This window comes from Stenotrophomonas sp. YJH_SMC_122, from assembly GCF_059369535.1.
On sequence record NZ_JCAFST010000001.1, the window covers coordinates 358591 to 382459 of the forward strand.

Below are 23869 nucleotides of genomic sequence, written 5' to 3' on the forward strand. Positions count from 1 at the left end.
GTGCGGGGTGTTCGGGGGCGATCAACCCGGGGCGAGGGTGGTCAGAAGGGCGCGGGCCGCATTGAAGCGGTCTTCCGGCAACGGCAGCGGGTGCTTGATGCGCAGCTTGTCGGGCCCTTCCATGGCATAGAGGTTCGGTTGTTTCTGGATCAGCTGGATCACCGCCATCGGATCGATGTTCGGCTTGGACTCGAACACGATGCGGCCGCCGTTCTCGCCCAGGTCGAGCTTGCGGATGCCCAGCGTATTGGCTTTCAGCTTCAGCTCGGCGATGGCGAACAGGTGCTTGGCTGCATCCGGCAGCAGGCCGAAGCGGTCGATCATCTCCACCTGCAGTTCGCGCAGTGCATCGCTGTCGCGCGCGCTGGAGATGCGCTTGTACAGGGTCAGGCGGGTGTGCACGTCCGGCAGGTAGTCTTCCGGGATCAGCGCCGGCACATGCAGCTCGACTTCGGCGCCGCGCACTTCCTCACCGGCATCCAGGTCGGGCAGCTTGCCCTGCTTGATGCTGCGTACCGCGCGTTCCAGCAGCTCGGTATACAGGCTGAAGCCGACCTCGGCCATCTGCCCGCTCTGGTCCTCGCCAAGCAGTTCACCGGCGCCGCGGATTTCCAGATCGTGCGTGGCCAGGGTGAAGCCGGCGCCCAGCTCGTCCATCGAGGCGATCGCTTCCAGGCGCTTCTCGGCGTCGGGGGTGATCGCGCGACGGTCGGGGGTGATCAGGTAGGCGTAGGCACGGTGGTGCGAACGGCCCACGCGGCCACGCAGCTGGTGCAGCTGGGCCAGGCCGAAACGGTCGGCACGGTTGATGATGATGGTGTTGGCGTTGGGGATGTCGATGCCCGATTCGATGATCGTGGTCGACAGCAGCACGTTGAAGCGCTGCTTCTGGAAATCCAGCATCACCTTTTCCAGTTCGCGCTCGGGCATCTGCCCGTGGGCGATGCCGATGCGTGCCTCCGGCACCAGCTCGGACAGCTCGCGCTGCATGCGGCCGATGCTCTCCACGTCGTTGTGCAGGAAGTACAGCTGGCCACCGCGCGCCAGTTCGCGCTGGAAGGCTTCGCGCAGCAGCGCGTCGTCCCACTGGGTGATGAAGGTCTGCACCGCCAGCCGGTTCGGCGGAGGCGTGGCGATGATCGACAGGTCGCGCAGGCCGGCCATGGCCATGTTCAAGGTGCGCGGGATCGGCGTGGCGGTCAGGGTCAGCAGGTGCACATTGGCGCGCAGCGCCTTCAGCGCCTCCTTCTGGCGCACGCCGAATCGCTGCTCCTCGTCGACGATGACCATGCCCAGGTCCTTGAACTTCACGTCCGGCTGCAGCAGGCGATGGGTGCCGACGATGACGTCGATGGTGCCAGCGGCCACCTTCTCCAGTTCTGCCTTGATTTCCTTGCTGGTCTTGAAGCGCGACAGCACTTCGACCTTCAGCGGGTAGTCGGCGAAACGGTCGCGGAAATTGCGGTAATGCTGCTCGGCCAGCAGCGTGGTCGGCACCAGCACCGCCACCTGCTTGCCGGCACTGGCCGCAGCAAATGCAGCGCGCACCGCCACCTCGGTCTTGCCGAAGCCGACGTCGCCGCAGACCACGCGGTCCATCGGCTGGCTGCTGGCCAGGTCGCGCAGGGTGGCATCGATCGCAGCCAGCTGGTCGGGGGTTTCCTCGAACGGGAAACCGGCGGCGAACGGCTCGTACATCGCGCGGTCGACCTGCAGTGCCAGGCCGGCACGCGCCTGGCGGCGGGCCTGGATCTCCAGCAGTTCGGCGGCCACGTCGCGCACCTTCTCGGCGGCCTTGCGCTTGGCCTTGCTCCACTGCTCGCCACCGAGCGAATGCAGCGGTGCGGTTTCCGCCGATGCACCGGAGTAGCGGCTGATCAGGTGCAGCTGGGCGACCGGTACATACAGGCGGTCGCCCTTGGCATATTCGATGTCGAGGAACTCGCCGGGCATGCCGCCGACGTCCATCGCGATCAGGCCACGGTAGCGGCCGACGCCATGATCCTCGTGCACGATCGGCGCGCCCTCGGTTAGCTCACCGAGGTCGCGGATGATCGCTTCCGGCTCACGGCCGGCACGGCGCGTGCGGCGGGTGCTGCCGGCGCGCTCGGGGAACAGCTGGCGCTCGGTCAGCACCGCGATGCGCGGATCGTCCAGCGCGAAGCCATCCTCCAGCGGCGCCACCGCGATCGCGAAGCGCGCATCGTCGGCGAGGAAGCTGGGCAGGTCGGCCACCACCGGCGGCTTCAGCTCGGCGGCCTGCAGCACTTCCAGCAGCGCCTCGCGGCGGCCGGGCGAATCGGCCGCGATCAGCACCCGGCCCGGGTAATGGCCGAGGAAGGATTTCAGCGCCTCGCCGGCCGGCGCATCGCGCGCCGCCACCGGCAGCGGTGGCAGCGGCTGGTCGCCCAGCGCGTGCGCGTCGGCGATGCGTGCGTGGTCGGCGGCCCATACCTCGATGCGCGGGGCATCGTTCAGGCGCTCGCGCAGCAGTTCCGGTGACAGGTACAGCGCCGACAGCGGCAGCAGCGGCCGTTCCACATCGTGGCGGCGCTGCTCATAACGCTCGCCGGTCTGCGCCCAGAACGCCTCGGCGGCTTCGCCGGCACCGGCGCAGACCACCGGCAGGCTGCCGTCGGGCAGGTAGTCGAACAGGGTTGCGGTGCGCTCGAAGAACAGCGGCAGGTAGTACTCGACGCCGGCCGGGGCCAGCCCGGATTTCAGGTCCTGGTACAGCGCACTGCGCCGGGTATCGACATCGAAGCGCTCGCGCAGCGTGGCCAGCACGCGGGCGATGCTGGCCTCGTCCATGGGCACTTCGCGGCCCGGCAGCATGTGCACGGCCTCGACCTTGTCCAGCGAACGCTGGCTTTCCGGATCGAAGGCACGGATCGAATCGATGTCCTCGTCCAGCAGCTCCACCCGCAGCGGCTCGTCGGCGCCCATCGGGAACACGTCGAGCAGGCCGCCGCGCACGGCGAAGTCACCCGGGTCCATCACCTGCGGCACGTTGCGGTAGCCGGCGCTTTCCAGGCGGCGCTTCTCGGCTTCCAGATCCAGGCGCTGGCCGACCTTCAGGTCGAAGCTGCCACCGATCACGTAGCTGCGCGGGGCCAGCTGCTGCAGCAGCGTCTGCACCGGCACGATCACCAGGCCGCGCTTCAGCGTCGGCAGGCGGTGCAGGGCAGCCAGGCGCTGCGAGATGATGTCCGGATGCGGGCTGAAGCGGTCGTAGGGCAGGGTTTCCCAGTCCGGGAAGGCGACCACCGGCAGGCCTGGATCGCCGCCAAGCAGGGTCTGCAGGTCGGCTTCGAGCTGGTTGGCGCCGTGGTTGTCACGGGCGATCACCAGCAGCGGTGCGTCGTGCACGCGCGCTGCCTGGGCCAGGTACCAGGCCAGTGCGGTGGGCGAGGCGGGGGCGCGCCACCAGGCGCGGAGCTGGCCGGCGCGCGGCAGCGGCGGGGCGGGGTATGAGGTACGCGACATGGACCCCGGATTTTAGCAGAAGCCCGATCCGGCTCCGGTGCGTCGTGCCGGCCGGTTGCCGGCAGCCTCAGGCGCCGTTGGGGGAGCGGAATGCCGGCCAGCGGCCGGCACTACCGGGAGACGTGGCCGGGCAGGGCCCGGCGCATCCGTCAGTTGTCCAGCTCCAGCACCATCCGCACCAGGCCTTCGGCTCCGGTCGGGTGCGGCACCGGCTTGAAGCCCAGCGACGCGGCCAGCTGCTTCATCGGTTCGTTCTCGGCGGCAACGTCGCCGTACAGGCGGTCCAGGTACTTGCCACGGCCCCATTTCACCAGCTTGCGCATCAGCTGCCGTCCCAGGCCCTGGCCGATCAGGAAGCGGCTGATCAGGATCGCGTACTCGGCTTCACGGGTGCCGGGGATGATCGACGCCCGGGCGACCGCGCCGACCACCGCTTCGCCAGCGGGCAGCGATTCGGCTGCGACCAGGGTGATCTCGGTCTTCGGATTCGGGTGGGTCAGGCGCTGGGTGGTTTCCGGCGAAAGCTCGGTCACCGCCTGCAGGAAACGATCACGGATTTCTTCCGGCCCGAACAGGCTGAATGCCGCTTGCAGCGGTGCGCCATCTTCCGGGCGGATGGGGCGGATCAGCAGCTCGTGGCCGCTGGGAGCCTTGAAGATCTCATGCCAGGGCGGCATGCGGTTGCGAGTGGCCATACCGGGTGATTCCTTGGTGGTCCATCGATTGTGGCATCACCGGGGCTGCGTTCCGTGAACGAAAGGCTCACGGCGGTACAGCCTCGTGAAGGCCGTTATTCGGGGGCTTTGAGCCAGTCCAGGCGGGTGCTGGCCCCGGGTTCGCCCAGGTGCTGGCGCAGCGCCGGCAGGGCCGGACCAACCACGCGGTCGAACTGCCACGGCGGGTTGAGCAGCAGCATGCCGCTGCCGTTGAGGCGCAGCGGCGAGTCGTCCGGGCGCACCAGGAACTCGATCGTCATCGCCGATTTCACCGGCAGGGCGGTGGCCTTGCGCAGGAAGTGCAGGATGGTGCGGCGCTGCTTGATCGGGAACCAGACCGCACAGGTGGCCTGCGGCCAGCGTGCCAGGGTCTCGGCCAGGGCGGCCAGGATGTTCTGGTATTCGGCGTCCTGGGCCTCGTACGGCGGGTCGATCAGCACCAGGCCTCGGCCGATCTTGCTGCCGTTGAACCTGGGTGGCAGCAGCGAGCGCAGCAGGGCGTAGCCATCTCCGGGGCGCACGTCGACGCGGCTGTCATGGGCAAACAGGGCCTTCAACGCGGCCGCTTCGGCTTCCTGCAGCTCACAGACCGCCATGCGGTCCTGTGCGCGCATGGCCTGTGCGCTCAGCAGCGGCGAGCCCGGGTAGTTGGTCAGCGCGCCCACCGGATTGTCGGCCTGCACTGCCTTCAGGTAACGCTCGACCACCTCCGGCAGCCTGGGCTGGGCCATCAGCCGCATGATCCCGGACTCGGCCTCGAGGGTCTTGCGGCTCTCTTCGCTGGCCAGCAGGTAGCGGCCGGCACCGCCGTGGGTATCGAGCACGAAGAACGGGCTGTCCTTGCGCTTGAAGCTGTCGATCAGGGCCAGCTGCACGATGTGCTTGAGCACATCGGCGTGGTTGCCGGCATGGAAGGCGTGGCGATAGTTCATGGGCGGCAGTGTACGGGGCGGCGGCCGCAGCGGCTATGCTGCGCGCCATGACAGCTCCTGTTGCCCATGTCCTGGTCGTCGAGGACGAAGCCGCCATCGCCGAAACCGTGCTTTATGCGCTTCGCAGCGAGGGCTATGCCGCCAGCCACTGCCTGCTCGGTGGCGAGGCCCTGCAACGCCTGCAGGCCGGGGATATCGACGTGGTGGTGCTGGACGTGGGCCTGCCCGACCTGGGCGGTTTCGAGGTGTGCCGGCGGCTGCGCGCGCAGCCCGGGCCGGCGGCCCAGCTGCCGGTGATCTTCCTGACCGCCCGCAACGATGAAGTGGACCGCGTGCTGGGCCTGGAACTGGGCGCCGACGATTACATGACCAAGCCGTTCTCGCCGCGTGAGCTGGTGGCGCGGGTGCGTGCGCGCCTGCGTCGCGCGGCACCGGTCGTGGCAGCCCCCGGCGCCGATGCGGGCTGGCAGGAACATGGCGCCTTCGCCATCGACCGCGAAGGCCGGCGCATCCGCTTCCGCGGCCACGCGCTGGACCTGACCCGCTACGAGTACGCGTTGCTGGAAGCGCTGCTGCAGCGGCCGGGCGCCATTCTCAGTCGCGCCCAGTTGATGGATCGCGGCTGGGACAGCAGCGCCGACAGTGCCGACCGTACCGTCGACACCCATGTAAAGACGTTGCGCGCCAAGCTGCGCGCAGCCGGTGCCAGCGACGATCCGATCCGCACCCACCGTGGCCTTGGCTACGCGCTGGAGGTCTAGCCGATGCGCCTGGTCCTGAAGCTGTTCCTCGGCTTCTTCCTGATCACCGGCATCGCCGCGTTCTTCGTGATGCGCGTGTTCGTCAATGAAGTGAAGCCGGGTGTGCGCCAGGCGATGGAATCGACCCTGGTCGATGCCGCCAACGTGCTGGCCGAGATGGCGGCGGCCGATGTCAAGGACGGCACCATCCGCAGCGGCAGCTTCACCCGCAACCTGGCCAAGGCGCGGCAGCGTGACCTGAAGGCGATGGTCTGGCGCTTTCCCAAGCGCTCACTGGACTACCGGGTGACCATCACCGATGCCAAGGGCATCGTCATCTACGACTCGCTGGGCCGCGACCTGGGGCGTGACAATTCGCGCTGGAACGATGTCTACCGCACCCTGCGTGGCGAGTACGGCGCCCGCTCCAGCCCGGAAGTGCCAGGCGAAGAAGGCGATACGGTGATGCATGTGGCGGCGCCGGTATACGACCCGGCCGATGGCCGCACCCTGATCGGCGTGCTCAGCCTGGCCCAGCCCAACCGCAGCATCGATCCGTTCATTGCGGCCAGCCAGCGCGCCATCATCGAGCGCGGTGCCTGGCTGATCGGATTGTCGGCGCTGGTCGGCGTGCTGGTGACGATGTGGCTCACCACGGGCCTTGGCCAGCTCAGCCGCTATGCACGCGCGGTCAGCGCCGGCGAACCGGTGCCACCGCCGCGGCGGCGCCGCGACGAGATCGGCGACCTGGGGCAGGCACTGGAAACGATGCGCCGCAAGCTGGAGGGCAAGGCCTACGTCGAGCAGTACGTGCAGTCGCTGACGCATGAAATGAAGAGTCCGTTGGCGGCGATCCGCGGTGCCGCCGAGCTGCTGCAGGAGCCGCTGCCGGAGGCCGACCGCGTGCATTTTGCACGCAGCATCGTTGATCAACAGGAGCGGCTGACCGAGACGATCGACAAGCTGCTGGCGCTGGCCGAAGTGGAACAGCACGGCTGGCTGCAGACCCGCGATCCGATCGCGCTGCCAACCTTGCTGGCCGATGCGGCGGCGGCGGCGCAGGTGCGTGCGCAGGCGGCCGGCGTAGAGGTGCGCATCGGCAGCGTGCCCGACCTGCGCGTGCAGGGTGATGCCTATCTGCTGCGGCAGGCGTTGCACAACCTGATCGACAACGCCATTGCCTTTTCGCCGTCCGGCGCGGAGATCGCACTGCAGGCCGAGGTGGACGGGCAGGGCGTGCGCCTGCAGGTAGCGGATCGCGGTGCCGGCATTCCCGACTACGCGCGCGAACGGGTGTTCGAACGCTTCTATTCACTGGCGCGTCCCGGCAGCGGCCGGCGCAGTTCCGGCCTGGGCCTGCCGTTCGTGCAGGAAGTGGCTCGCCTGCATGACGGACGCGCCAGCCTCGACGCCCGCGATAGCGGTGGCACGGTGGCCAGCCTGTGGCTGCCGTTGGGCGCAGCGGGCCAGCGGACGCGCCGCTGACTTCACACTCGCTTCAAATTCGCCACAAACCCTGCTCACCGCAGCGGTCCATCCTGCAGCCCTCTCCAACGAGGATGGACCATGAAATCCCTGAAGATGCTGCTGCGGTTCGCCATTGTCGGCGGGCTGATCCTGTTGCTGCTGGTGCCGCTGATGATGATCCGCGGGGTGATCACCGAACGCAGCCAGTACCGCGACGAGGCCTTTGCGCGGGTGGCCGACAGCCGTGCCGGCACGCAGCAGCTGGTGGGCCCGGTGCGGGTGGTGCCGTGGGTGGAACGCAAGCAGGTTGAACTGGTTGACCCGCTGGGCGTCAAGAAGACCGAGGTGCAGGTCACCGAGGGGCACTGGCTGCAGATGCCAGCGTCGCTGGAGGTGGGCGGCGAGATGCTGCCGAGCCAGCGCGAAGTCGGCCTGTTCAAGGTGCCGGTGTACAGCTGGAACGGCCAGATGAAGGCGAGCTTCGCCGCTGACGACTATCCGGTGAAGGCAGGGCGCACGTATGGCCAGCCGTATGTGGCGGTGGGAATTTCCGATGTGCGCGGCCTGGTCGGTACACCGAACCTGCGCGTGGATGGCAAGCAGCTGCGCCTGCTGCCGGGCGTCGGCGTGGCAAGCGAAGTCGGCCGTGGCCTGCATGCGCCGGTGGCCGGTTTCGCTGCGGATCAGGGCGGCACGCTGGCGGCCAGCACCGTTGAACTGGAGCTGCGCCTGGATGGCAGCCGCATGCTGTCGGTGGTGCCGGTGGGCGATGACACCCACATCGCGCTGCGTTCGAGCTGGCCGCATCCGTCGTTCAGCGGTGCGTTCCTGCCCAACGAGCGGCGCGTTGATGCGCAGGGATTCGACGCGCGCTGGGCGGTGTCCTCGCTGGCCTCCGACGCACAGCGACAGCTGCGCAATGAAGGTTCGGTCGACTCGCAGGCGGTGACGGTGTCGCTGGTCGATCCGGTCGATACCTACACCCAGGCCGACCGTGCGTCCAAGTACGGCGTGCTGTTCGTGCTGCTGACCTTCGTCGGCTTCATCCTGTTCGAGCTGATCAAGTCGCTGCGCATCCACCCGCTGCAGTACCTGATGGTCGGCCTGGCGCTGGCGATCTTCTTCCTGCTGCTGATCAGCCTGTCCGAACACATCGCGTTCTGGAAGGCCTACCTGGTCTCGGCGGTGGCCTGCATCGGCCTGCAGGCGGTGTACCTGGCCAACGTGCTGGGCCATTGGAAGCGCGGCCTCGGCTTCGCGGCCCTGCTGACCGTGCTGTACGGCGCGCTGTATGGCCTGCTGGTGTCGGAGAACAACGCACTGCTGATGGGGTCGCTGCTGCTGTTCGTGATCCTGGCGCTGGCGATGTGGGTAACCCGCCGGGTCGACTGGTACGCGCTCGGCGCGGACCTGAAGTAAGGAGCACGCCATGGGCTGGCGCCAGGGATTGCGGCAACGGGCACGGCAGGGCATTCCGGCCCTGCTGGAAGTGGACGCACTGCTGCAGGCACATGGCGTGCTGGCGGCCCTGCCGGGGGCACGGATCGCCCCCGGCCTGGTCCGCTTCCAGCTGGCGGCGGTGACCTGCGAAGGATTGCAGGGGCAGGGATTGCGTTGGCTGCAGGGTGCGCGGCAGGGACGCGGCGCGGTGGCCGGCCGGGTGCCGCGCTATCGGCCATGGAAGGCCGGCGCGGAGGCATTGGCCGAGATCGGCATCGGCGGCCTTCCGGATGACTGGCCGGCACACGCGGCGGTGTACGGCTGCAGCAGCATCGACCGGCGGCACTGGTTGCTGTTGCTGCCGGAGCGGGCGCAGTTGTGGTTGGGATGGAGCGGGTGATTCGGCTTTGCGGGTACGACCCCACCCTTCTCCTGTAGGTGCGAACCCTTGGTTCGCACGCTTCCGCGCCGTCCATGACCGATGGGACGGTATCGCCGCGCCCCGGCTGGCTAGACTCGATGGGTTGATGATCGAGCCGAAGGGCAGGGGTGCGACGTGTTGAAGTGGGGCGTGCTGGCCGTAGCGCTGGCGATGGGTGGCAATGCAGCGGCACAGCAGCGCGAGACGGTGGACCTGGACATGGTCAGCCGCATCCGTCAGGAGGCGTTCCACCGTTCGCAGGTGATGGACACCTTCAGCTATCTCACCGAGCGCATCGGCCCGCGCCTGAGCAATTCGCCGGCGATGGGCCGCGCCAATGCGTGGACCCGCGGCAAGTTCAACGAATGGAAGCTGGACAACGTCCACGACGAGGCCTTCGATGATTTCGGCCGTGGCTGGGAATTCACCTCGGCGAGCGTGGAAATGCTGGGTGACCGCGTGCAGCCGCTGCATGCGCTGCCCAAGGCCTGGACCCCCGGTACGAAGGGCCCGGTCGAAGGCGAGCTGGTGCAGGTTGACATCAAGAAGCCCGAAGACATCGAGAAGTACCGCGGCAAGCTGCGTGGCAAGATCCTCCTGCTGGGCGAGGCACGCGAATACAAGCGGGGCACCGAGCCCGATTCGCACCGCCATGACGCGACCTCGCTCGAGGGCCTGCAGGAGTTCACCCTGCCCAAGGACAAGGACGCTACCGCCGAGCGCGCCAAGCGGGTCAAGGAGTACCAGGAGCGCCAGCAGCTGGCGGCCAAGGTCAATGCGTTCTTCGTCGAAGAGGGCGCGCTGGCCTCGATCAGCATCAGCAGCTGGGACAACGGCATCATCCGCGTTGCCGGCGGCGGTTCGCGCAAGGCCGGTGAGCCGGTGGGCATCCCGGAACTGGCGATGATCAGCGAACACTTCAATCCGCTGGTGCGCGCGCTTCAGGCCAAGCAGACGGTGCGCCTGCGCGTGGATGTAGCGGCGCGCTTCACCGACGAGGCCGACCAGCCCGGCTACAACACGCTGGCCGAGATCCGCGGCAGCAGCAAGCCCGATGAAGTGGTGATGATCGGTGCCCACCTGGATTCGTGGCACAGCGGCACCGGTGCGGCCGACAACGCCGCCGGCGTGGCGGTGATGATGGAGGCGATGCGCATCCTCAAGGCTACCGGCGCCAAGCCCAGGCGCACCATCCGCGTGGCGCTGTGGAGCGGCGAGGAGCAGGGCCTGATCGGCTCGCAGGCCTATGTGGCCAAGCACTTCGGCAAGTTCCCGGAGCCGACCGATCCGGCCCAGAAAGCGCTGCCGGCGTCGCTGCGCGAGCCGACCGGTGCACTGCAGAAGACCCGCGACTACAGCAAGTTCCAGGTCTACTTCAACATGGACAACGGCTCGGGCCGCTTCCGTGGCATCTACGCGCAGGAAAACCTGGCGGCGATGCCGATCTTCGAAGCCTGGCTGGCGCCGTTCCATGACGTGGGCGCCACCACCGTGGCCACCCGCAACACCGGCAGTACCGACCACATCAGCTTCGATCGCATCGGCCTGCCGGGTTTCCAGTTCATCCAGGACCGGCTGGACTACTTCACCAACGTCCACCACAGCCACCTGGACACCTGGGACCACGCCGAACCGGAAGACCTGAAGCAGGCCGCCGCCATCGTCGCTTCGTTCGCCTACAACGCCGCAATGCGCGAGCCGTCCTTCCCGCGAAAGGTAGAACCGTAAAAGGGGACGGAGGGGATTAAGTCGTATCTCCCCTCCGCTTCCCGGTTGCAGCACCCAACGGCTGGGCAATCGCGACTTAATCCCCTCCGTCCCCTTTTTCCGTCGGGGGCGGTGGGCTGGTAAAATCGGGGGATTCCCGTTCCTCGAGCCGTCCATGACCTGCCGCACCCGCTTCGCCCCCAGTCCCACTGGCTACCTGCACATCGGTGGTGCCCGCACCGCGCTGTACTGCTGGCTGGAGGCCCGTCACCGCGGCGGCGAGTTCGTGCTGCGCATCGAGGACACCGACCGCGAACGCAGCACCCAGGGCGCAATCGACGCCATCCTGGAGGCGATGGAGTGGCTGGGCCTGGACTACGACGAGGGCCCGATCTACCAGACCGACCGCGTCGCCCGTTACCAGGAAGTGGCCGAGCAGCTGATCGCCGAGGGCAAGGCGTACTACGCCTACGAGACCCGCGAGGAGCTGGATGCCATGCGCGAGGCCGCCATGGCCAGGCAGGAAAAGCCGCGCTACAACGGCGCTGCGCGCGATCTGGGCCTGCCCTACCGGGACGACCCGAACCGCGTCATCCGCTTCAAGAACCCGCTGGAAGGCACGGTGGTGTTCGATGACCTGATCAAGGGCCGCATCGAGATCGCCAACAGCGAGCTGGATGACATGGTCATCTTCCGCCCGGACGGCTACCCCACCTACAACTTCGCGGTGGTGGTGGACGACTGGGACATGGGCATCACCGAGGTCATCCGCGGCGACGACCACATCAACAACACCCCGCGCCAGATCAACCTGTATGAAGGCATCGGCGCGCCGGTGCCGAAGTTCGGCCACATGCCGATGATCCTGGACGAGCAGGGCGCCAAGCTGTCCAAGCGCACCGGTGCGGCTGACGTGATGCAGTACAAGGACGCCGGCTACCTGCCGGACGCACTGCTGAGCTACCTGGCCCGCCTGGGCTGGTCGCATGGTGACCAGGAGCTGTTCAGCCGCCAGGAACTGATCGATCTGTTCGACGTGAAGGACTGCAATTCCAAGGCCTCGCGCCTGGACATGGCCAAGCTGGGCTGGGTCAACCAGCACTTCCTGAAGACCGAGGAGGTGGCCTCGATCGTGCCGCACCTGGTCTACCAGCTGCAGAAGCTGGGGCTGGACGTGGCCGCCGGCCCGGCTCCGGAGGATGTGGTGATCGCCCTGCGTGAACGCGTGCAGACCCTGAAGGAAATGGCCGAGAAGGCCGTGGTCTGGTACCAGCCGCTGACCGAATACGATGAAGCGGCGGTGGCCAAGCACTTCAAGGCCGGTGCCGAGGTGGCGCTGGGCAAGGCCCGCGAGCTGCTGGCCGCGCTGCCGGAATGGACCGCCGAGTCGGTGGGCGTCGCCCTGCACGACACGGCCGCAGCGCTGGAAATCGGCATGGGCAAGGTCGCCCAGCCGCTGCGCGTGGCCATCACCGGCACCCAGGTCAGCCCTGACATTTCCCATACCGTTTACCTGGCCGGCCGCGAGCAGGCCTTGAAACGCATTGATGTGGCCATCACCAAGGTAGCAACGGCCTGAGGCATCCTTGCCAGGCCCGAACCGGAGAACACGCATGCCCGCCAAGACCGCCACTGCCTGTACCGCCCCGCACCACCACGTCCACGACGCATCGGATTTCGTGGCGGTGGTCGAGCGTGTCTCGCGCGAACGCGGGCTGCGCCTGACCCCGATCCGCGCCAACGTGCTGAAGCTGATCGCCGAGGCCGGCAAGCCGGTCAAGGCCTACGAGCTGCTGGAATGGGTGCGCAACGGCAAGGGCGTGGGCGCTGATGCCCCGCCCACCGTGTACCGCGCGCTGGACTTCCTGATGGCCAATGGCTTCGTGCACAAGCTGGAGTCGGTGAATGCCTTCGTGGCCTGCCATCATCCAAGCAGCGCTGCGCATTCGGTGCCGTTCCTGATCTGCAACAGCTGCCACAGCGCAGTGGAGCTGGAAGACCGCGAGATCGTCAGCCAGCTGGAGAAGCGGGCCAAGGAACTGGGCTTCCAGCCGCAGGCACAGACCCTGGAAGTGCACGGTCTCTGCGCGCGCTGCGCGGGGTAATGCAATGGTAGTGCCGGCCGCTGGCCGGCATCCTGAGTGGGGTCAGATCCCTTTGCCATTGGCAAAAGGGATCTGACCCCGTTTCATGACAAGGGCTAGTCCTTCGGTTTGCCTGCGGTATCCACCCGCACGATCACCGACATGCCGGGCCGCAGCTGCGCGGCCAGCTTCTGGCCTTCATCGATCGATATCCGCACCGGCAGCCGCTGCACCACCTTGGTGAAGTTGCCGCTGGCATTGTCCGGGCGCAACACGCTGAACTCCGATCCGGTGGCGGGCGCGATCTCCTGTACGCGGCCCCTCAGCACCTGGCCCTGGAACGCGTCCACCGAGAACGTCGCCGGCTGGCCGATCGCCATGCCCCAGGTCTGGCCTTCCTTGTAGTTGGCCACCACCCACAGTGTGTCAGGAACCAGGAACAGCAGCTGCGAACCGGCGGCGACATACTGGCCCACGCGCACGCTGGCCTCACTGATCTGGCCGTCGCGCGGTGCGTGGATCACCGTGTTGGCCAGGTCGATGCGGGCCAGCTCCAGCTGCGCCTGTGCGCTTTCCACCTGGGCCTCCAGGCTCTTGCGCGCGACCTGGGTCGACACCAGTGTTTCCTCGGCGATGCGGATCTGCGCCTGCGACTGCTGCACGCTGGCCTGTGCCGAGGCTTGGCTGGTGCGGAACTTGTCGCGGTCATTGATCGACACCAACTGCTGCGCGGCCAGTTCCTCGTAGCGCTTCAGCTCGTTGCGCGCGCGCTGCAGTTCGGCCTGGCCGGCCGAGAGCGTGGCGCGCGCCGAGGCGATCTGCGCACGGTTCTGTGCCTGCGACTGGTCGGAATTGGCCAGCGCCGCGCGCGCACTGTCCAGCGTCGCCTGCGCCTGGGCGACACGCTGCGCATAGATGCGGTCATCGATGCGCAGCAGCGGCTCGCCTTCCTTCACGTGCTGGAAGTCCTTCACCAGCACCTCGGTCACATAGCCGTTGACCTGCGGCGCCATCACGGTGATCTGGCCGCGCACATAGGCGTTGTCGGTCACCATCACGCTGCTGGTGAACGGCCACAGGTGCCAGGCACGCAGGATCAGCGCAATGCCCAGCAGGGCCACCACCACCATCACCACCACGCTGCGCGCGCTGGGCTTGAGGTACTTCGGCGCGACCGCGGGTTCTACCGGCGTGGACGCGGGCGCCGCGTCGGTGGGCGGCGGCGGGGTGACGTTGTCGGCGTCGTCGGGTCGGGGCGGAACGGGGGGCATGGTGGAGGACTCAGCGATGCGCGGCCGGGGTGGCCACAACGGGTGAAGTGGGGTGGCGCTTGCGCCATTGCTTGAGCACGGCGGTGCGCAGCGACAGCAGCAGCAACCAGCACAGGAAACCGATCGCCAGCCAACCGCTAAGGGTGAACACATCATTGAAGCCGCGCACATTGGCTTCGCGGCGCGTGGTCTGCGCCAGCTGCGCGCTGCCCTGCGCACTGCGCAGCACCGGGTCGGTGATCTGCGCAGCGTACAGCTGCTGCTGGAGGCGCAACCGTTGCGCGACCACCGGATCGGCCGGATCGAGCTGGCTGGTCAGCGCGCTGGAATACAGCTGCTCGCGATGCAGCTGGAAGGTGCCCAGCACCGCCGAGCCGGCCAGCCCACCCAGTGTCTGCGTGATCGACAGCGTCACCAGGAAGGTGATCATGTGGTCCACGCCCTGTTTCAGCGCAGCAGAGATGCCAAGCATGATCAGGGGCCCCATGAACATGCCGGCACCGACCGAGGCCAGGAACTGGCTGGCGTAGAAGTCGTGCGGCCGGTCCAGGCTGGTGCGGTGCTGGTCGAAGAATGCGGCAGCGCCCAGCAGCAGGATCGCCATCAGCAGCTGGGCGATCAGGCGCTTCGGGCCGAAGGTCAGCGAGGCGCCGGCGATGCCGACGATCACCCCGGCCAGGATCACTACGAACAGCGGGCGCATCTGGTCCGGCCCCATGCCCAGCGTGCGCATCAGGTTGACCACGCCGTAGGACTGCTCGGTGGTCAGGAAGCGGATCAGGAAGGCGCCGACGATGAAATGCAATACCGGCAGCGTCGACAGCCAGCGGATCTGCAGCAGCGGATTGCGCCGGTAGTGTTCGATGATGAAGGCGGTGGTGGACAGCACGATCGAGGCGATCAGCGCCCAGCCCAGCCACGGCGTGTTGAGCCACCAACGGGTGTAGCCCTGCGCCAGTACGATCACCAGCAGCGCAACCGCCGGCGCCAACAACGCGAAGGTAAGGAAATCCAGCGGCTCGAAGGCCTTCACCTGGATGCCGGGCGGCAGTTTCAGCACCACCACCGCGGCGAAGGCGCACAACGCCAGGCCGGCCTCGAACGAATACAGCTGGTGCCACTGGCCGGTATCGACCAGGCCTGGTGAAACGATCCAGGCGATCGGCACCGCCAGCTGCGAAAGGCCGACGCCGACCACCAGCAGGTTGCCGGTAAAGCGGCGGGGCAGGGCCTGCAGCATGTACAGCGTGCCCAAGGTCGAACAGGCCGCGCCGGCGAAGCCGCTGGCGGCACGAGTCAGCATCGTGGTCTCGAAGCTGCCGACGAACAGGTGCAGGACCGCCAACGCCGCGTACAGGCCCAGCCCGATTTCGGCGAACAGGCGGATGCCGTATTGCTGGCGGAACTTGAAGGCCAGCAGGTTGGCGGTGACATTCACCATCGCATAGGCCGCTACCAGCCAGCTGCCCTGGGTCGGGGTCAGCGCCAGCTGGCCCTGCAGGAACGGCAGGTTGGCGGTAACCAGCGCATTGCCGAGGCCGCCGGTGATCGCCACCAGCAGCGATACCAGCGCATAGGCCGCGCGCCGGTATGGCGGGTGCCAGGGCATCGACGCCGAGCCGGGCATGGTCGGCTTCTCATGCTCCTCCCAATCCGGAACCGGCTTCAGATACGGCTGGACCATCAACGGGCCTCGCTGGCAGCTCCCTGGAGACCCCCACGCAGCAGCTGCAGGGCGCGGCCGGCCAACTGGGCGCGCTCGTCGCGGGTCTTGCCGCGCAGGGCCGCACCCAGCATGCCCGAGATCAGTGAAATATCCGTCTTTTCCAGGTCGGCACGGCACAGCCCGGCCGCCTTGGCGCGCGCGATCGGTTCCTCCAGCAGGTCGCGCACGGTCTCGCGCGCGGCGCGCATGGACGGCACGTCCGAATCAACCGCACGCCAGTAGTCGGCCAGTGCCGGCGAATCGATGATGCGCTGGGCCATGCCCTCGAACACCTCGAACAGGGCGTCGTCGCGGTCGCCGAGCTGTTCGACCTGGCGCCGGATGCGGTCGACCGTGCGCTGCAGCAGCGCCTGGATCAGCGCGGTGCGGTCGGGGAAGTTGCGGTACAGGGTGGCGCGGCCCACCTGGGCGCGTTCGACCACCAGGTCCAGTGGGGCGGTGACGCCATGTTGGCCGAAGACATGATCGGCGGCGTCGAGGATGAGGGCACGGCGGGCAGCGGCATCGGCACGTTGGGCAGTCATGGAATTATTCTCGGACAGAAGTGTCCGATTGGCGAGACATTGGGTGACGGGATTGTCCGCTTGTTGTGGTACGCACATCTTTGTGACGGGTGTGTGAGCGAGGGCGCCGCGACCTCGCTCACGCATAAAGGAACGGGGGGCCAGACGGCCCCCCGGGAGAGAGAATGGTATTCGTGGTGCGGTCCCGCCATGCGTTGAAGGGCGAGTGGGGGCAGAGCCCTTTCCCGCGGAAAGGGATCCGCCCCTACATCGATCAGAAGAACGCGCGGATGCCGAATGCGACGCCACGGCCCGGCAGCGGCGAGTAGTCGCGCAGCAGCGAGGTATGCGGACGCACTTCGCGGTTGGTCAGGTTGCTGCCATCCAGGAACACCTCGTAGCTGTTGCTGGCGTTGCGGTCCCAACGGTAGGCCAGGTGGGCGTCGACCAGGGTGTAGCCATCGCTCGGCTCCTCGTTCTGCGCCACGTCCTTCTGGCGGCTGTAGCGCACCGCACCGACCGAGGCGCGCCAGCCGTCCTTCGACCAGCGCAGGTCGGCGCCGACGCGGGCCGGGGCGATGCGCGGCAGGTAGCCGGTGTTGGCCAGTTCCACGCTGTAATTGTGGTTGTGGTCGCCGTGCGGCACGGCGATGTCGAGGTTGCGGCTGCCGCTGCCATCCAGCTTGGCTTTCACGTAGTCACCGAACAGGCGCAGGTCCCAGTCGCCGGCGCCGCCCTCGAACAGGTGCACCAGCGCTTCGGCCTCGGCACCGCGGAACACCGCGTCCTGCTGGGTCCACGCACGAACTGGCAGGCCCTCGGTAACGCCGGTGTCGGCCAGGTAGATGAAGTCCTTGAACTTGGTCTGGTAGACGGACGCGGAGAAGTCCAGGCGCTCGCTGTGGGTGTGGATGCCCAGTTCCACGCGCTGGCCGCGCTCGGTCTTCAGGTTGGCGTCGCCGATTTCCAGCGAGCGGGTGGCGATGTGCGCGCCGGCGGCATACAGCTCCTCGTTGGTCGGTGCACGCTCGGAGCTGTCCACGCCGATGCGCAGGTCGACCGCGTCGTTGAGCTTCCAGATGCCGGCAGCCGACAGGTTGGTGGCGCCGAACGTGCGGCGACGGTAATCACCGGTGGGGTCCAGCTTGACCTGGTCGTGGCGGCCGCCCAGTTCCAGCTTGAACGGGCCGAACTGCTTTTCCTGCAGTACGAACAGGCCGATGTTCTTCGTACCCGTATCCGGTACGAACGCCTCTTCACCCTTGGCGCCGAAATCACTGTTGCCGAACTGCAGGCCGAAGGCACCGTCCCAGCCACCGATCTGCTGCTGCACCGCTTCCAGGCGCGCTTCGATGCCACGGTTGGTGAAGCGGGTGGAGGGCGTGCCGGCCTCCAGCTCCACGTGCTCGTAGTCGGTGTAGGCCACGCGTGCGTTGATGTTCTTCAGGAACGAGGCCGGGTTGTAGATGCCGGCCTTGGTCTCGAAGCGGTTCTGCACCATGTCGATGCGCACGTCGTGCTCGTCGCCGCCTTCCTCTTCATCCCCATGGTCGTGGCCGTGGTCATGGCCGTGATCGTCGCCATCAGCGTGCACGTGCGCGCCGTTGGGGATGCCGTAGTTGGTGCGGTAAGTGCTGGCCGACACACCGAAGTAACCACCGTCGCCCAGCCACGTTGCGCCGACGCCGCCGGCGCGGGTGCGGATGGAACTGTTGTCGAGGCGGCCGCGACGCGGCTCTTCCCCTTCCTCGCCCGCGTGGTCGTGGTCATGGTCGTCGTGGTGGTCTTCCAGGCTGTCGATCACCGCGTAGCCGGGGATACGGTAGTCGTCGCCATTGCGCACCAGGCCATCCACATGGAGCACGACGTTGCCGCTGACGCCGTCGAGGCGGAACATGCCGCTGCGCTCGTTGTTCACCGAATTGCCGCGCAGTTCGGCGCGGCCGCTGAGCGGGCGCTCCGGCAGTTCGCGCGCGATGCGGCCATCGACCACGTTGACCGCACCACCGATGGCACCGCTGCCGAACAGCAGCGTGGCCGGGCCCTTCAGTACTTCGATCTGGTCGGCCAGGAACGGCTCGATGCTGGTGGCGTGGTCGGCACTGACGGTAGAGGCATCCATGTTGCCCATGCCGTTGGACAGCACGGCCACGCGCGGGCCTTCCTGGCCACGGATGATCGGGCGGCCGACGCCGGGGCCGAAGAAGGTGCTCTGCACGCCGGGCAGCTTGGCCACGGTATCGCCGAGGGTGCCGGCCTTCTGCTCGTCCAGGCGCTCACCGGCCAGCACCTCCACCGGGCGCGCAAGGGATTCGGCATCGCCCTGCAGCGGCGACGCGGTGACCTGCACCGAGGACAGTTCGGTCAGGTGGCGGTCACGATGGGCGGTGTCCTGACCGGCTGCAAAGGCGACGGACGGCAGCAGGGCGGCGAGGGCCAGAGCCAGGGAATGCGGCTTGAGCCGTGCGGTGTGGGCGGGCATGGATGGGTCCTTTGTTACACTGTATCAATCGCTGGGCGCACGAATCCCGTCGATGGGAAGGGGGAAGGGGAAAGCGTGCGGGTCGGGAAGGGATGTTATATTATTCCATAACGATTCGCCGACCCTGCTGGAAGTCATGTCCTTGTCCTCACGCCTGCGCCACCTGCTCGACCGTTTTGGTGCCACCGGTTCGATGCTGTGCGCGGTGCATTGCGCAGTCATCCCGGTGCTGCTGGCGGCAGCGCCCTCGCTGGGCCTGTCGTTCTGGCTGAGCGACGGCGTTGAACAGGCGCTGGTGCTGTTCGTGACCCTGCTTGGGCTGTTCAGCCTGGTCTGGGGTTACCGCCGCCATGGCGCGCTGCGTGCGCTGGGCTTCCTGATCCCCGGCCTGGTCGCGCTGTGGGCCGGCGTGCTGTACGAGCCGCTGCATCACAATGCCGTGCCGCATGCGGTGGTGATGACCATCGGTGGCCTGCTGGTGGGCGTTGCCCATCTGGTCAACCTGCGCCTGAACCACGGCCACGTACACGACGCCAGCTGCGCGCACTAGGCGCTCCGTGATAGGATTTTCGATCGTGCGCGGGGGCGCCCAGCAAGGCGGCCCCGCCGAACCCGTGTCAGTACGGGGTAACCAGATTTCACACTTGAGGAGTTGAAGACATGGGTAAGGGTGACCGCAAGACCGCCAAGGGCAAGCGCTACAACGCCAGCTACGGCAACGCCCGTTCGCATACCGCGAGCAAGGTCGCCGTAGGCGCCGCCGCCCCGGTTGCCAAGAAGACCGTGGCCAAGGCTCCGGCGAAGAAGGCTGTGGCGAAGAAGGCCGTCGCCAAGGCCTGATCCGGTCGAACGACCGGTCCAAAGAAAAACGCGGCGCCTGGCGCCGCGTTTTTTTTATGCCTGTCCGGTGAGCCGAGCGTGGGTTCGGCTCTACAACCGCATCAGCGCAGTGTCTTCTTCAGCGTTTCCGGATTGCCGTCGTTCGGCGCGGCCGGTACCTGCAGCAGGTGGGCCAGCAGCGGATAGACATCGACGTTGTCGAAGCCATCGATCACCAGGCCCTGGCGGAACGACGGGCCGCCGGCCACGAACACTGCGCGCATGGAAGGCAGTGCGTTGTCGTAGCCATGCGAACCTCGATCCTGCTTTGCACGCTTGGCGATCTTCTCCTGGTGCAGGGCATCCCAGCCTTCATCCATGACACAGACGATGGCCGGAACCCGCGGATGCGTGCCGTAGTGCCAGCGTGCCGGCAGGTTCTCCTTCTTCCAGCATTCGTAGTGCGCGTGGCGTCCGAGCAGGGCGCGTTCGGCTTCCGCTTCGCGGCCGGCGACCGGCGCAAAACCCACCGACTGGCCTTGGCTGATATTGCGTGCAATGGCCGGGTCGGCCATCGACTCGGTGGCGATCACGTTGCCGTCGGCGACGCTGGCCATGCCGTGGTCGGACACGACGATCACGTTGGTGGTCTTGGCCAGATCGCGCTGCTGCAGCCCGTCGAGCACCTGGCCGACGATCTGGTCGGCGCGCACGATGGCGTCGGCGTACTGCTTCGACCCGGGGCCGTAGTGGTGGCCGGCCTTGTCCACGTGTTCCATGTACAGCGTGGTGAGGCGCGGTGCATCAGCATCGGTCTGCGCCAGCCAGTCGAGCACGATGCTGGCCCGCTGCTCCAGCGGTTCCTTGCCGTCGTACACGCGCCACTTGCTGGGGCGCACGCCGCGGATTTCAGACTCACTGCCCGGCCACGCCGTGGTGGCCGAACGTACGCCAGCGTTCTCGGCACTGACCCAGATCGGTTCGCCACCCCACCAGCCGCTGGTGGTAACCGCCTTGCGGTTGCTCAGCTCGAACCGGCCCAAGGCTTCATCGTCCATGCTGTTGTTGACGATGCCGTGGTGGTCTGGACGCAGGCCGGTGACGAGGGTGTAGTGGTTGGGGAAGGTCAGTGACGGATAGGACGGGGTCATCCAGCGTGCGCGCACGCCGCCGTCGATCAGTCGCTGCAGGTTCGGGGTCAGGCCGCGGTCCAGCGCGTCGGCACGCAGGCCGTCGATGGAGATCAGCAGCAGCTTGGGCGGCGCAGCCGCAGCGACGGGTGTGGGAACGGAGGCGGAAGGGGCGGGCGCAGTGGTGCAGGCGGCCAATGGCAGCAGCAGCGCCAGCGCGCAGGTCAGGCGTACGGAAGTCATCCGTGCATGATAAGCCGGTGCAATTACCGGCCCAAGACACGGCGCACTATTGCGCGCCGTGTCCGCGCATTTTTCCTCATCCCCGCGCCAGTCGGCGCGCCCCATTCAACAGGAAGGGGGCTTTCTCCAGACATAATTCCTGATGCTTCCATCCACCCATGGCGTGGGTCTACCGTGTCGACCGAGGTCGACACCTACCAACAGTTGCGCAGTGCGCCGTCCCGACAGATCTCAGGAATCTGTCGAAGGCGGGGTGGGTCCGGTTGCGGGGGTGTCCGCGGCATGGATGCCGCGGCCAAGCCCCCAAGGACGGGTTGACGGCGTCCCCCGCAGCCGGACCCACCACGCCATGCTTCGGAATGCTGCTGTTGCTTCGGCCGTTGCGGTTGCCTCTGCGGGTGCCGGGCGCAGCCCGGCCGGCCCTCTCAGGCGAACAGCGGGGCCTGGCGTTGTTCCAGCCGCAGCAGCGCCGCCTTGGTTTCCAGGCCGCCACCGAAGCCGGTCAGCGCACCGTTGCTGCCGATCACGCGGTGGCAGGGCAGGATGATCGGCAATGGATTGCGGCCATTGGCCGCGCCCACCGCGCGGGTCGCGCTGGGCTGGCCCAGGTGCTGCGCCAACTGCAGATAGCTCCAGGTCTGGCCGAACGGAATCAACGCCAGCGCCTGCCACACGCGCAGCTGGAAAGGCGTGCCTCGTGGTGCCAGCACAAGGTCGAAGCTGCTGCGCTCGCCGTGCAGGAACTGCAGCAGCTGTTCGCGCGCTTCCGGCAGCGCATCCGGTGCGTAGTGCCAGTCATCGCGCCCGCGTGCCGGATGGCGGTTCTCGGGGAAAAGCACATGTGACAGGCCACGCTCATCACCGGCGATGGTCAATACGCCGATCGGGCTGTCGAAACGATCGAACAACAGGGTCATGTCGGTTCTCCAACGAACGTGCCGGACAGGTGCCACAGGTGCAGCACGGCGTAGGCGCGCCAGGGGCGCCATGGTTGCGAGCGCGCTTCGGTCGCACGTTCGCTCAGGCGCTGGCCCTGGGCGTGGCCGAGCACCTGTTGCAGCACCAGGTCGCCGGCGGGGAAGGCATCGGGCTGGCCGAGCCCGCGCAGGGCGATGTACTGCGCGGTCCAGGGGCCGATGCCGGGCAGTGCCACGCAGCGCGCAACGAATTCCTCCAAGGCCTGGCCGGGCCCGAAGTCGAGCTGGCCGCTGGCGCAGGCGGCGGCCAGTGCGCGCACGGTAGCGGCGCGGCTGCGCGGCAGGCCGATCGATTCCAGCGGCGCCTCGGCCAGTACCTCGGGCGCGGGGAACTGGCGATCGAATTCCGATGGCATGCCCGGCAGGTGTGCGCCATAGGCATCGACCAGCCGCCGCGCGAAGGTGGTGGCGGCGGCAACAGTAACCTGCTGGCCGAGCACGGCGCGCACGCCCACTTCGAAACCATCCCAGCCGCCGGGCACGCGCAGCCCCGGGCGCTCGGCGATGCCGCGCGCCAGCAAGGGTTCCTCACCAAGTGCGGCGTGCACCTGTTGCAGGTCGGCATCCAGATCAAACACCCGACGCACGCGGCGCACGATGTCGGGGATCAGGCGCGGATCCACCGCGCCCAGTTGCAGGCGCAGTTCCGGCCGCTTCGAATCGGCGGTGACGCGCAGCAGGGTGGGGCGCTCCGGCGTGCCCAGTACGCGCTGGTAGCTGTCTTCGCCGATCAGTTCGATGCCGGGCAGGCTGCGTTTGCGCAGGAACGCAAGCATGCGTGGGAAGTCCAGTGGCGGACGGTAGCCCAGGCGCAGCACCAGGCCGCCATCATCTGCAGCCAACGGTTGATGCTGGCGGCGCAGGGCGGTCGGCGCCATCCCACAGCCCTGCAGGAACGCGGTATTGAAGCGGCGCAGGCTGTTGTAGCCGGCAGCCAGCGCGACGTCGGTCACCGCCAGCGTGGTTTCGGTCAGCAACTGTTTGGCCAGCAACAGGCGATGGGTTGCGTGGATCTGCCCGGGCGTCGCGCCGAGATGTTCGACGAACAGGCGCTGCAGTTGGCGCGCGCTGAGGCCGAGCTTCGTTGCAAGATCGGCCACCGGCTGCTCCTGCAGGAAGCCTCCCTGGATCAGCGCCAGTGCGCGCTGCACGGTCTGTCCGGCCAGTGCCTGCTGCGCCTGCGGTGCCAATTCCGGGCGGCAGCGCAGGCAGGGACGGTAACCGGCCGCCGCGGCGGCCGCGGCAGTCGGGAAGTAGGTGATGTTGCGCGGCTTCGGCGGCGGTGCCGGGCACACCGGGCGGCAATAGATGCCGGTGCTGCGCACGGCAGTGAAGAACACGCCGTCGAAGCGTGCGTCGCGGGCCAGGCGGGCGCGGTCGCAGGCGGCGGTGTCGAGGGCGAGGGGGGAGTCCATGGCGCCAGTCTAGGCCTCTGGCGACGGCGATACTCGCCACATTCGGACATGGATACTGAAGGGGGTTGGGCAGGGCTGCGCCCTGCACCCGCCGAGGCCAGAGCAACAACAGCGGGCTTCCTGGGGGAGGGCGGGGTGGGTCCGGTTGCAGGGGACGCTGCAAGTACGTCCATGTAAGCTCGGTCGCGCCATCCATGGCGCTCACGCCCCTGCAACCGGACCCACCCCGCCTTCGAGAGGTTCCTGCGACCTGTCTTGCGGGCGTTCTGCGCTGCTGTTGGTGGGTGTCGACCTTGGTCGACACGCTTTT

19 protein-coding genes are annotated in these 23869 nt (G+C 67.6%); 9 read left to right on the forward strand and 10 right to left on the reverse strand.

The window, feature by feature from the left end; translation table 11 throughout:
- Positions 1-21: 21 nt before the first annotated feature.
- From mfd to AC5P66_RS01710, 3 genes are all read right to left on the reverse strand, one after another.
- Positions 22-3486: a transcription-repair coupling factor gene (gene mfd, locus AC5P66_RS01700; RefSeq protein WP_495216054.1), complete on the reverse strand. Its 3465-nt coding sequence runs from the start codon at positions 3484-3486 to the stop codon at positions 22-24.
- A gap of 149 nt (positions 3487-3635) precedes the next feature.
- Positions 3636-4181 carry a GNAT family N-acetyltransferase gene (locus tag AC5P66_RS01705; protein ID WP_004150340.1) on the reverse strand — a complete coding sequence of 182 codons (546 nt, stop codon included), beginning with the start codon at positions 4179-4181 and terminating at the stop codon, positions 3636-3638.
- Positions 4182-4276: 95 nt separating this feature from the next.
- The gene (locus AC5P66_RS01710; protein WP_049411136.1) at positions 4277-5134 is read right to left on the reverse strand and encodes a 23S rRNA (adenine(2030)-N(6))-methyltransferase RlmJ; all 858 of its coding nucleotides are present in this window, start codon (positions 5132-5134) and stop codon (positions 4277-4279) included.
- A gap of 35 nt (positions 5135-5169) precedes the next feature.
- Between AC5P66_RS01710 and creB the strand changes: the two genes are divergently transcribed.
- From creB to AC5P66_RS01745, 7 genes are all read left to right on the forward strand, one after another.
- Positions 5170-5895 (forward strand): two-component system response regulator CreB, encoded by a 726-nt coding sequence (creB, locus tag AC5P66_RS01715; RefSeq protein WP_080352990.1) that lies wholly within the window; start codon positions 5170-5172, stop codon positions 5893-5895.
- 3 nt (positions 5896-5898) lie between these two features.
- Positions 5899-7359: a two-component system sensor histidine kinase CreC gene (gene creC / locus AC5P66_RS01720; RefSeq protein WP_495216055.1), complete on the forward strand. Its 1461-nt coding sequence runs from the start codon at positions 5899-5901 to the stop codon at positions 7357-7359.
- A gap of 81 nt (positions 7360-7440) precedes the next feature.
- Positions 7441-8760: a cell envelope integrity protein CreD gene (creD, locus tag AC5P66_RS01725; RefSeq protein WP_049413546.1), complete on the forward strand. Its 1320-nt coding sequence runs from the start codon at positions 7441-7443 to the stop codon at positions 8758-8760.
- Positions 8761-8770: 10 nt separating this feature from the next.
- Positions 8771-9181 (forward strand): hypothetical protein, encoded by a 411-nt coding sequence (locus AC5P66_RS01730; RefSeq protein WP_012479575.1) that lies wholly within the window; start codon positions 8771-8773, stop codon positions 9179-9181.
- Between the two features lie 156 nt (positions 9182-9337).
- Positions 9338-10930: a M20/M25/M40 family metallo-hydrolase gene (locus AC5P66_RS01735; RefSeq protein ID WP_049413549.1), complete on the forward strand. Its 1593-nt coding sequence runs from the start codon at positions 9338-9340 to the stop codon at positions 10928-10930.
- A gap of 154 nt (positions 10931-11084) precedes the next feature.
- Entirely contained in the window at positions 11085-12488 is a 1404-nt protein-coding gene (gene gltX / locus AC5P66_RS01740; RefSeq protein ID WP_099495096.1) for a glutamate--tRNA ligase, read from the forward strand.
- 34 nt (positions 12489-12522) lie between these two features.
- A complete protein-coding gene (locus AC5P66_RS01745; RefSeq protein ID WP_005415799.1) occupies positions 12523-13014 on the forward strand; it encodes a Fur family transcriptional regulator in 492 nt (163 codons plus the stop codon).
- A 95-nt stretch (positions 13015-13109) separates the two neighbouring features.
- On the opposite strand, the gene AC5P66_RS01750 is transcribed toward AC5P66_RS01745, so the two are convergent.
- The 4 genes from AC5P66_RS01750 to AC5P66_RS01765 form a co-directional block, all read right to left on the reverse strand.
- Positions 13110-14264, reverse strand: coding sequence for an HlyD family secretion protein (locus AC5P66_RS01750; protein WP_099495095.1), 1155 nt, complete (start codon positions 14262-14264; stop codon positions 13110-13112).
- 10 nt (positions 14265-14274) lie between these two features.
- Positions 14275-15948, reverse strand: coding sequence for an MFS transporter (locus tag AC5P66_RS01755; RefSeq protein ID WP_049413555.1), 1674 nt, complete (start codon positions 15946-15948; stop codon positions 14275-14277).
- Positions 15948-16514, reverse strand: coding sequence for a TetR/AcrR family transcriptional regulator (locus AC5P66_RS01760; protein WP_019659167.1), 567 nt, complete (start codon positions 16512-16514; stop codon positions 15948-15950). The genes AC5P66_RS01755 and AC5P66_RS01760 overlap by 1 nt, the downstream gene beginning before the upstream one ends.
- Before the next feature lie 253 nt (positions 16515-16767).
- Entirely contained in the window at positions 16768-18975 is a 2208-nt protein-coding gene (locus tag AC5P66_RS01765; protein WP_099495094.1) for a TonB-dependent receptor, read from the reverse strand.
- A 136-nt stretch (positions 18976-19111) separates the two neighbouring features.
- On the opposite strand from AC5P66_RS01765, the gene AC5P66_RS01770 reads away from it, so the two are divergent.
- Complete coding sequence (locus AC5P66_RS01770) at positions 19112-19525, forward strand: MerC domain-containing protein (protein ID WP_005415804.1); 414 nt, start codon at positions 19112-19114, stop codon at positions 19523-19525.
- Between the two features lie 110 nt (positions 19526-19635).
- Complete coding sequence (locus AC5P66_RS01775; protein ID WP_004150462.1) at positions 19636-19815, forward strand: 30S ribosomal protein THX; 180 nt, start codon at positions 19636-19638, stop codon at positions 19813-19815.
- A gap of 101 nt (positions 19816-19916) precedes the next feature.
- Here the strand turns inward: AC5P66_RS01775 and AC5P66_RS01780 are convergent, their stop codons facing one another.
- The 3 genes from AC5P66_RS01780 to AC5P66_RS01790 form a co-directional block, all read right to left on the reverse strand.
- A complete protein-coding gene (locus AC5P66_RS01780) occupies positions 19917-21167 on the reverse strand; it encodes an alkaline phosphatase family protein (protein WP_099495093.1) in 1251 nt (416 codons plus the stop codon).
- A gap of 425 nt (positions 21168-21592) precedes the next feature.
- The gene (locus AC5P66_RS01785; protein ID WP_021202265.1) at positions 21593-22084 is read right to left on the reverse strand and encodes a methylated-DNA--[protein]-cysteine S-methyltransferase; all 492 of its coding nucleotides are present in this window, start codon (positions 22082-22084) and stop codon (positions 21593-21595) included.
- A complete protein-coding gene (locus tag AC5P66_RS01790; RefSeq protein WP_099495092.1) occupies positions 22081-23559 on the reverse strand; it encodes a DNA-3-methyladenine glycosylase 2 in 1479 nt (492 codons plus the stop codon). The genes AC5P66_RS01785 and AC5P66_RS01790 overlap by 4 nt, the downstream gene beginning before the upstream one ends.
- Positions 23560-23869 lie beyond the last annotated feature (310 nt).

Excerpts from the sequence above, each read along its gene's own strand:
- AC5P66_RS01760 (WP_019659167.1), bottom strand. The coding sequence starts at position 16,514 with ATGACTGCCCAACGTGCCGATGCCGCTGCCCGCCGTGCCCTCATCCTC.
- creB (WP_080352990.1), top strand. The coding sequence starts at position 5,170 with ATGCTGCGCGCCATGACAGCTCCTGTTGCCCATGTCCTGGTCGTCGAG.
- AC5P66_RS01790 (WP_099495092.1), bottom strand. The coding sequence starts at position 23,559 with ATGGACTCCCCCCTCGCCCTCGACACCGCCGCCTGCGACCGCGCCCGC.
- AC5P66_RS01775 (WP_004150462.1), top strand. The coding sequence starts at position 19,636 with ATGGGTAAGGGTGACCGCAAGACCGCCAAGGGCAAGCGCTACAACGCC.
- gltX (WP_099495096.1), top strand. The coding sequence starts at position 11,085 with ATGACCTGCCGCACCCGCTTCGCCCCCAGTCCCACTGGCTACCTGCAC.
- AC5P66_RS01780 (WP_099495093.1), bottom strand. The coding sequence starts at position 21,167 with ATGACTTCCGTACGCCTGACCTGCGCGCTGGCGCTGCTGCTGCCATTG.
- AC5P66_RS01710 (WP_049411136.1), bottom strand. The coding sequence starts at position 5,134 with ATGAACTATCGCCACGCCTTCCATGCCGGCAACCACGCCGATGTGCTC.
- AC5P66_RS01755 (WP_049413555.1), bottom strand. The coding sequence starts at position 15,948 with ATGGTCCAGCCGTATCTGAAGCCGGTTCCGGATTGGGAGGAGCATGAG.
- AC5P66_RS01750 (WP_099495095.1), bottom strand. The coding sequence starts at position 14,264 with ATGCCCCCCGTTCCGCCCCGACCCGACGACGCCGACAACGTCACCCCG.
- AC5P66_RS01745 (WP_005415799.1), top strand. The coding sequence starts at position 12,523 with ATGCCCGCCAAGACCGCCACTGCCTGTACCGCCCCGCACCACCACGTC.
- mfd (WP_495216054.1), bottom strand. The coding sequence starts at position 3,486 with ATGTCGCGTACCTCATACCCCGCCCCGCCGCTGCCGCGCGCCGGCCAG.
- AC5P66_RS01730 (WP_012479575.1), top strand. The coding sequence starts at position 8,771 with ATGGGCTGGCGCCAGGGATTGCGGCAACGGGCACGGCAGGGCATTCCG.
- AC5P66_RS01765 (WP_099495094.1), bottom strand. The coding sequence starts at position 18,975 with ATGCCCGCCCACACCGCACGGCTCAAGCCGCATTCCCTGGCTCTGGCC.
- creC (WP_495216055.1), top strand. The coding sequence starts at position 5,899 with ATGCGCCTGGTCCTGAAGCTGTTCCTCGGCTTCTTCCTGATCACCGGC.
- AC5P66_RS01770 (WP_005415804.1), top strand. The coding sequence starts at position 19,112 with ATGTCCTTGTCCTCACGCCTGCGCCACCTGCTCGACCGTTTTGGTGCC.
- AC5P66_RS01705 (WP_004150340.1), bottom strand. The coding sequence starts at position 4,181 with ATGGCCACTCGCAACCGCATGCCGCCCTGGCATGAGATCTTCAAGGCT.
- AC5P66_RS01785 (WP_021202265.1), bottom strand. The coding sequence starts at position 22,084 with ATGACCCTGTTGTTCGATCGTTTCGACAGCCCGATCGGCGTATTGACC.
- creD (WP_049413546.1), top strand. The coding sequence starts at position 7,441 with ATGAAATCCCTGAAGATGCTGCTGCGGTTCGCCATTGTCGGCGGGCTG.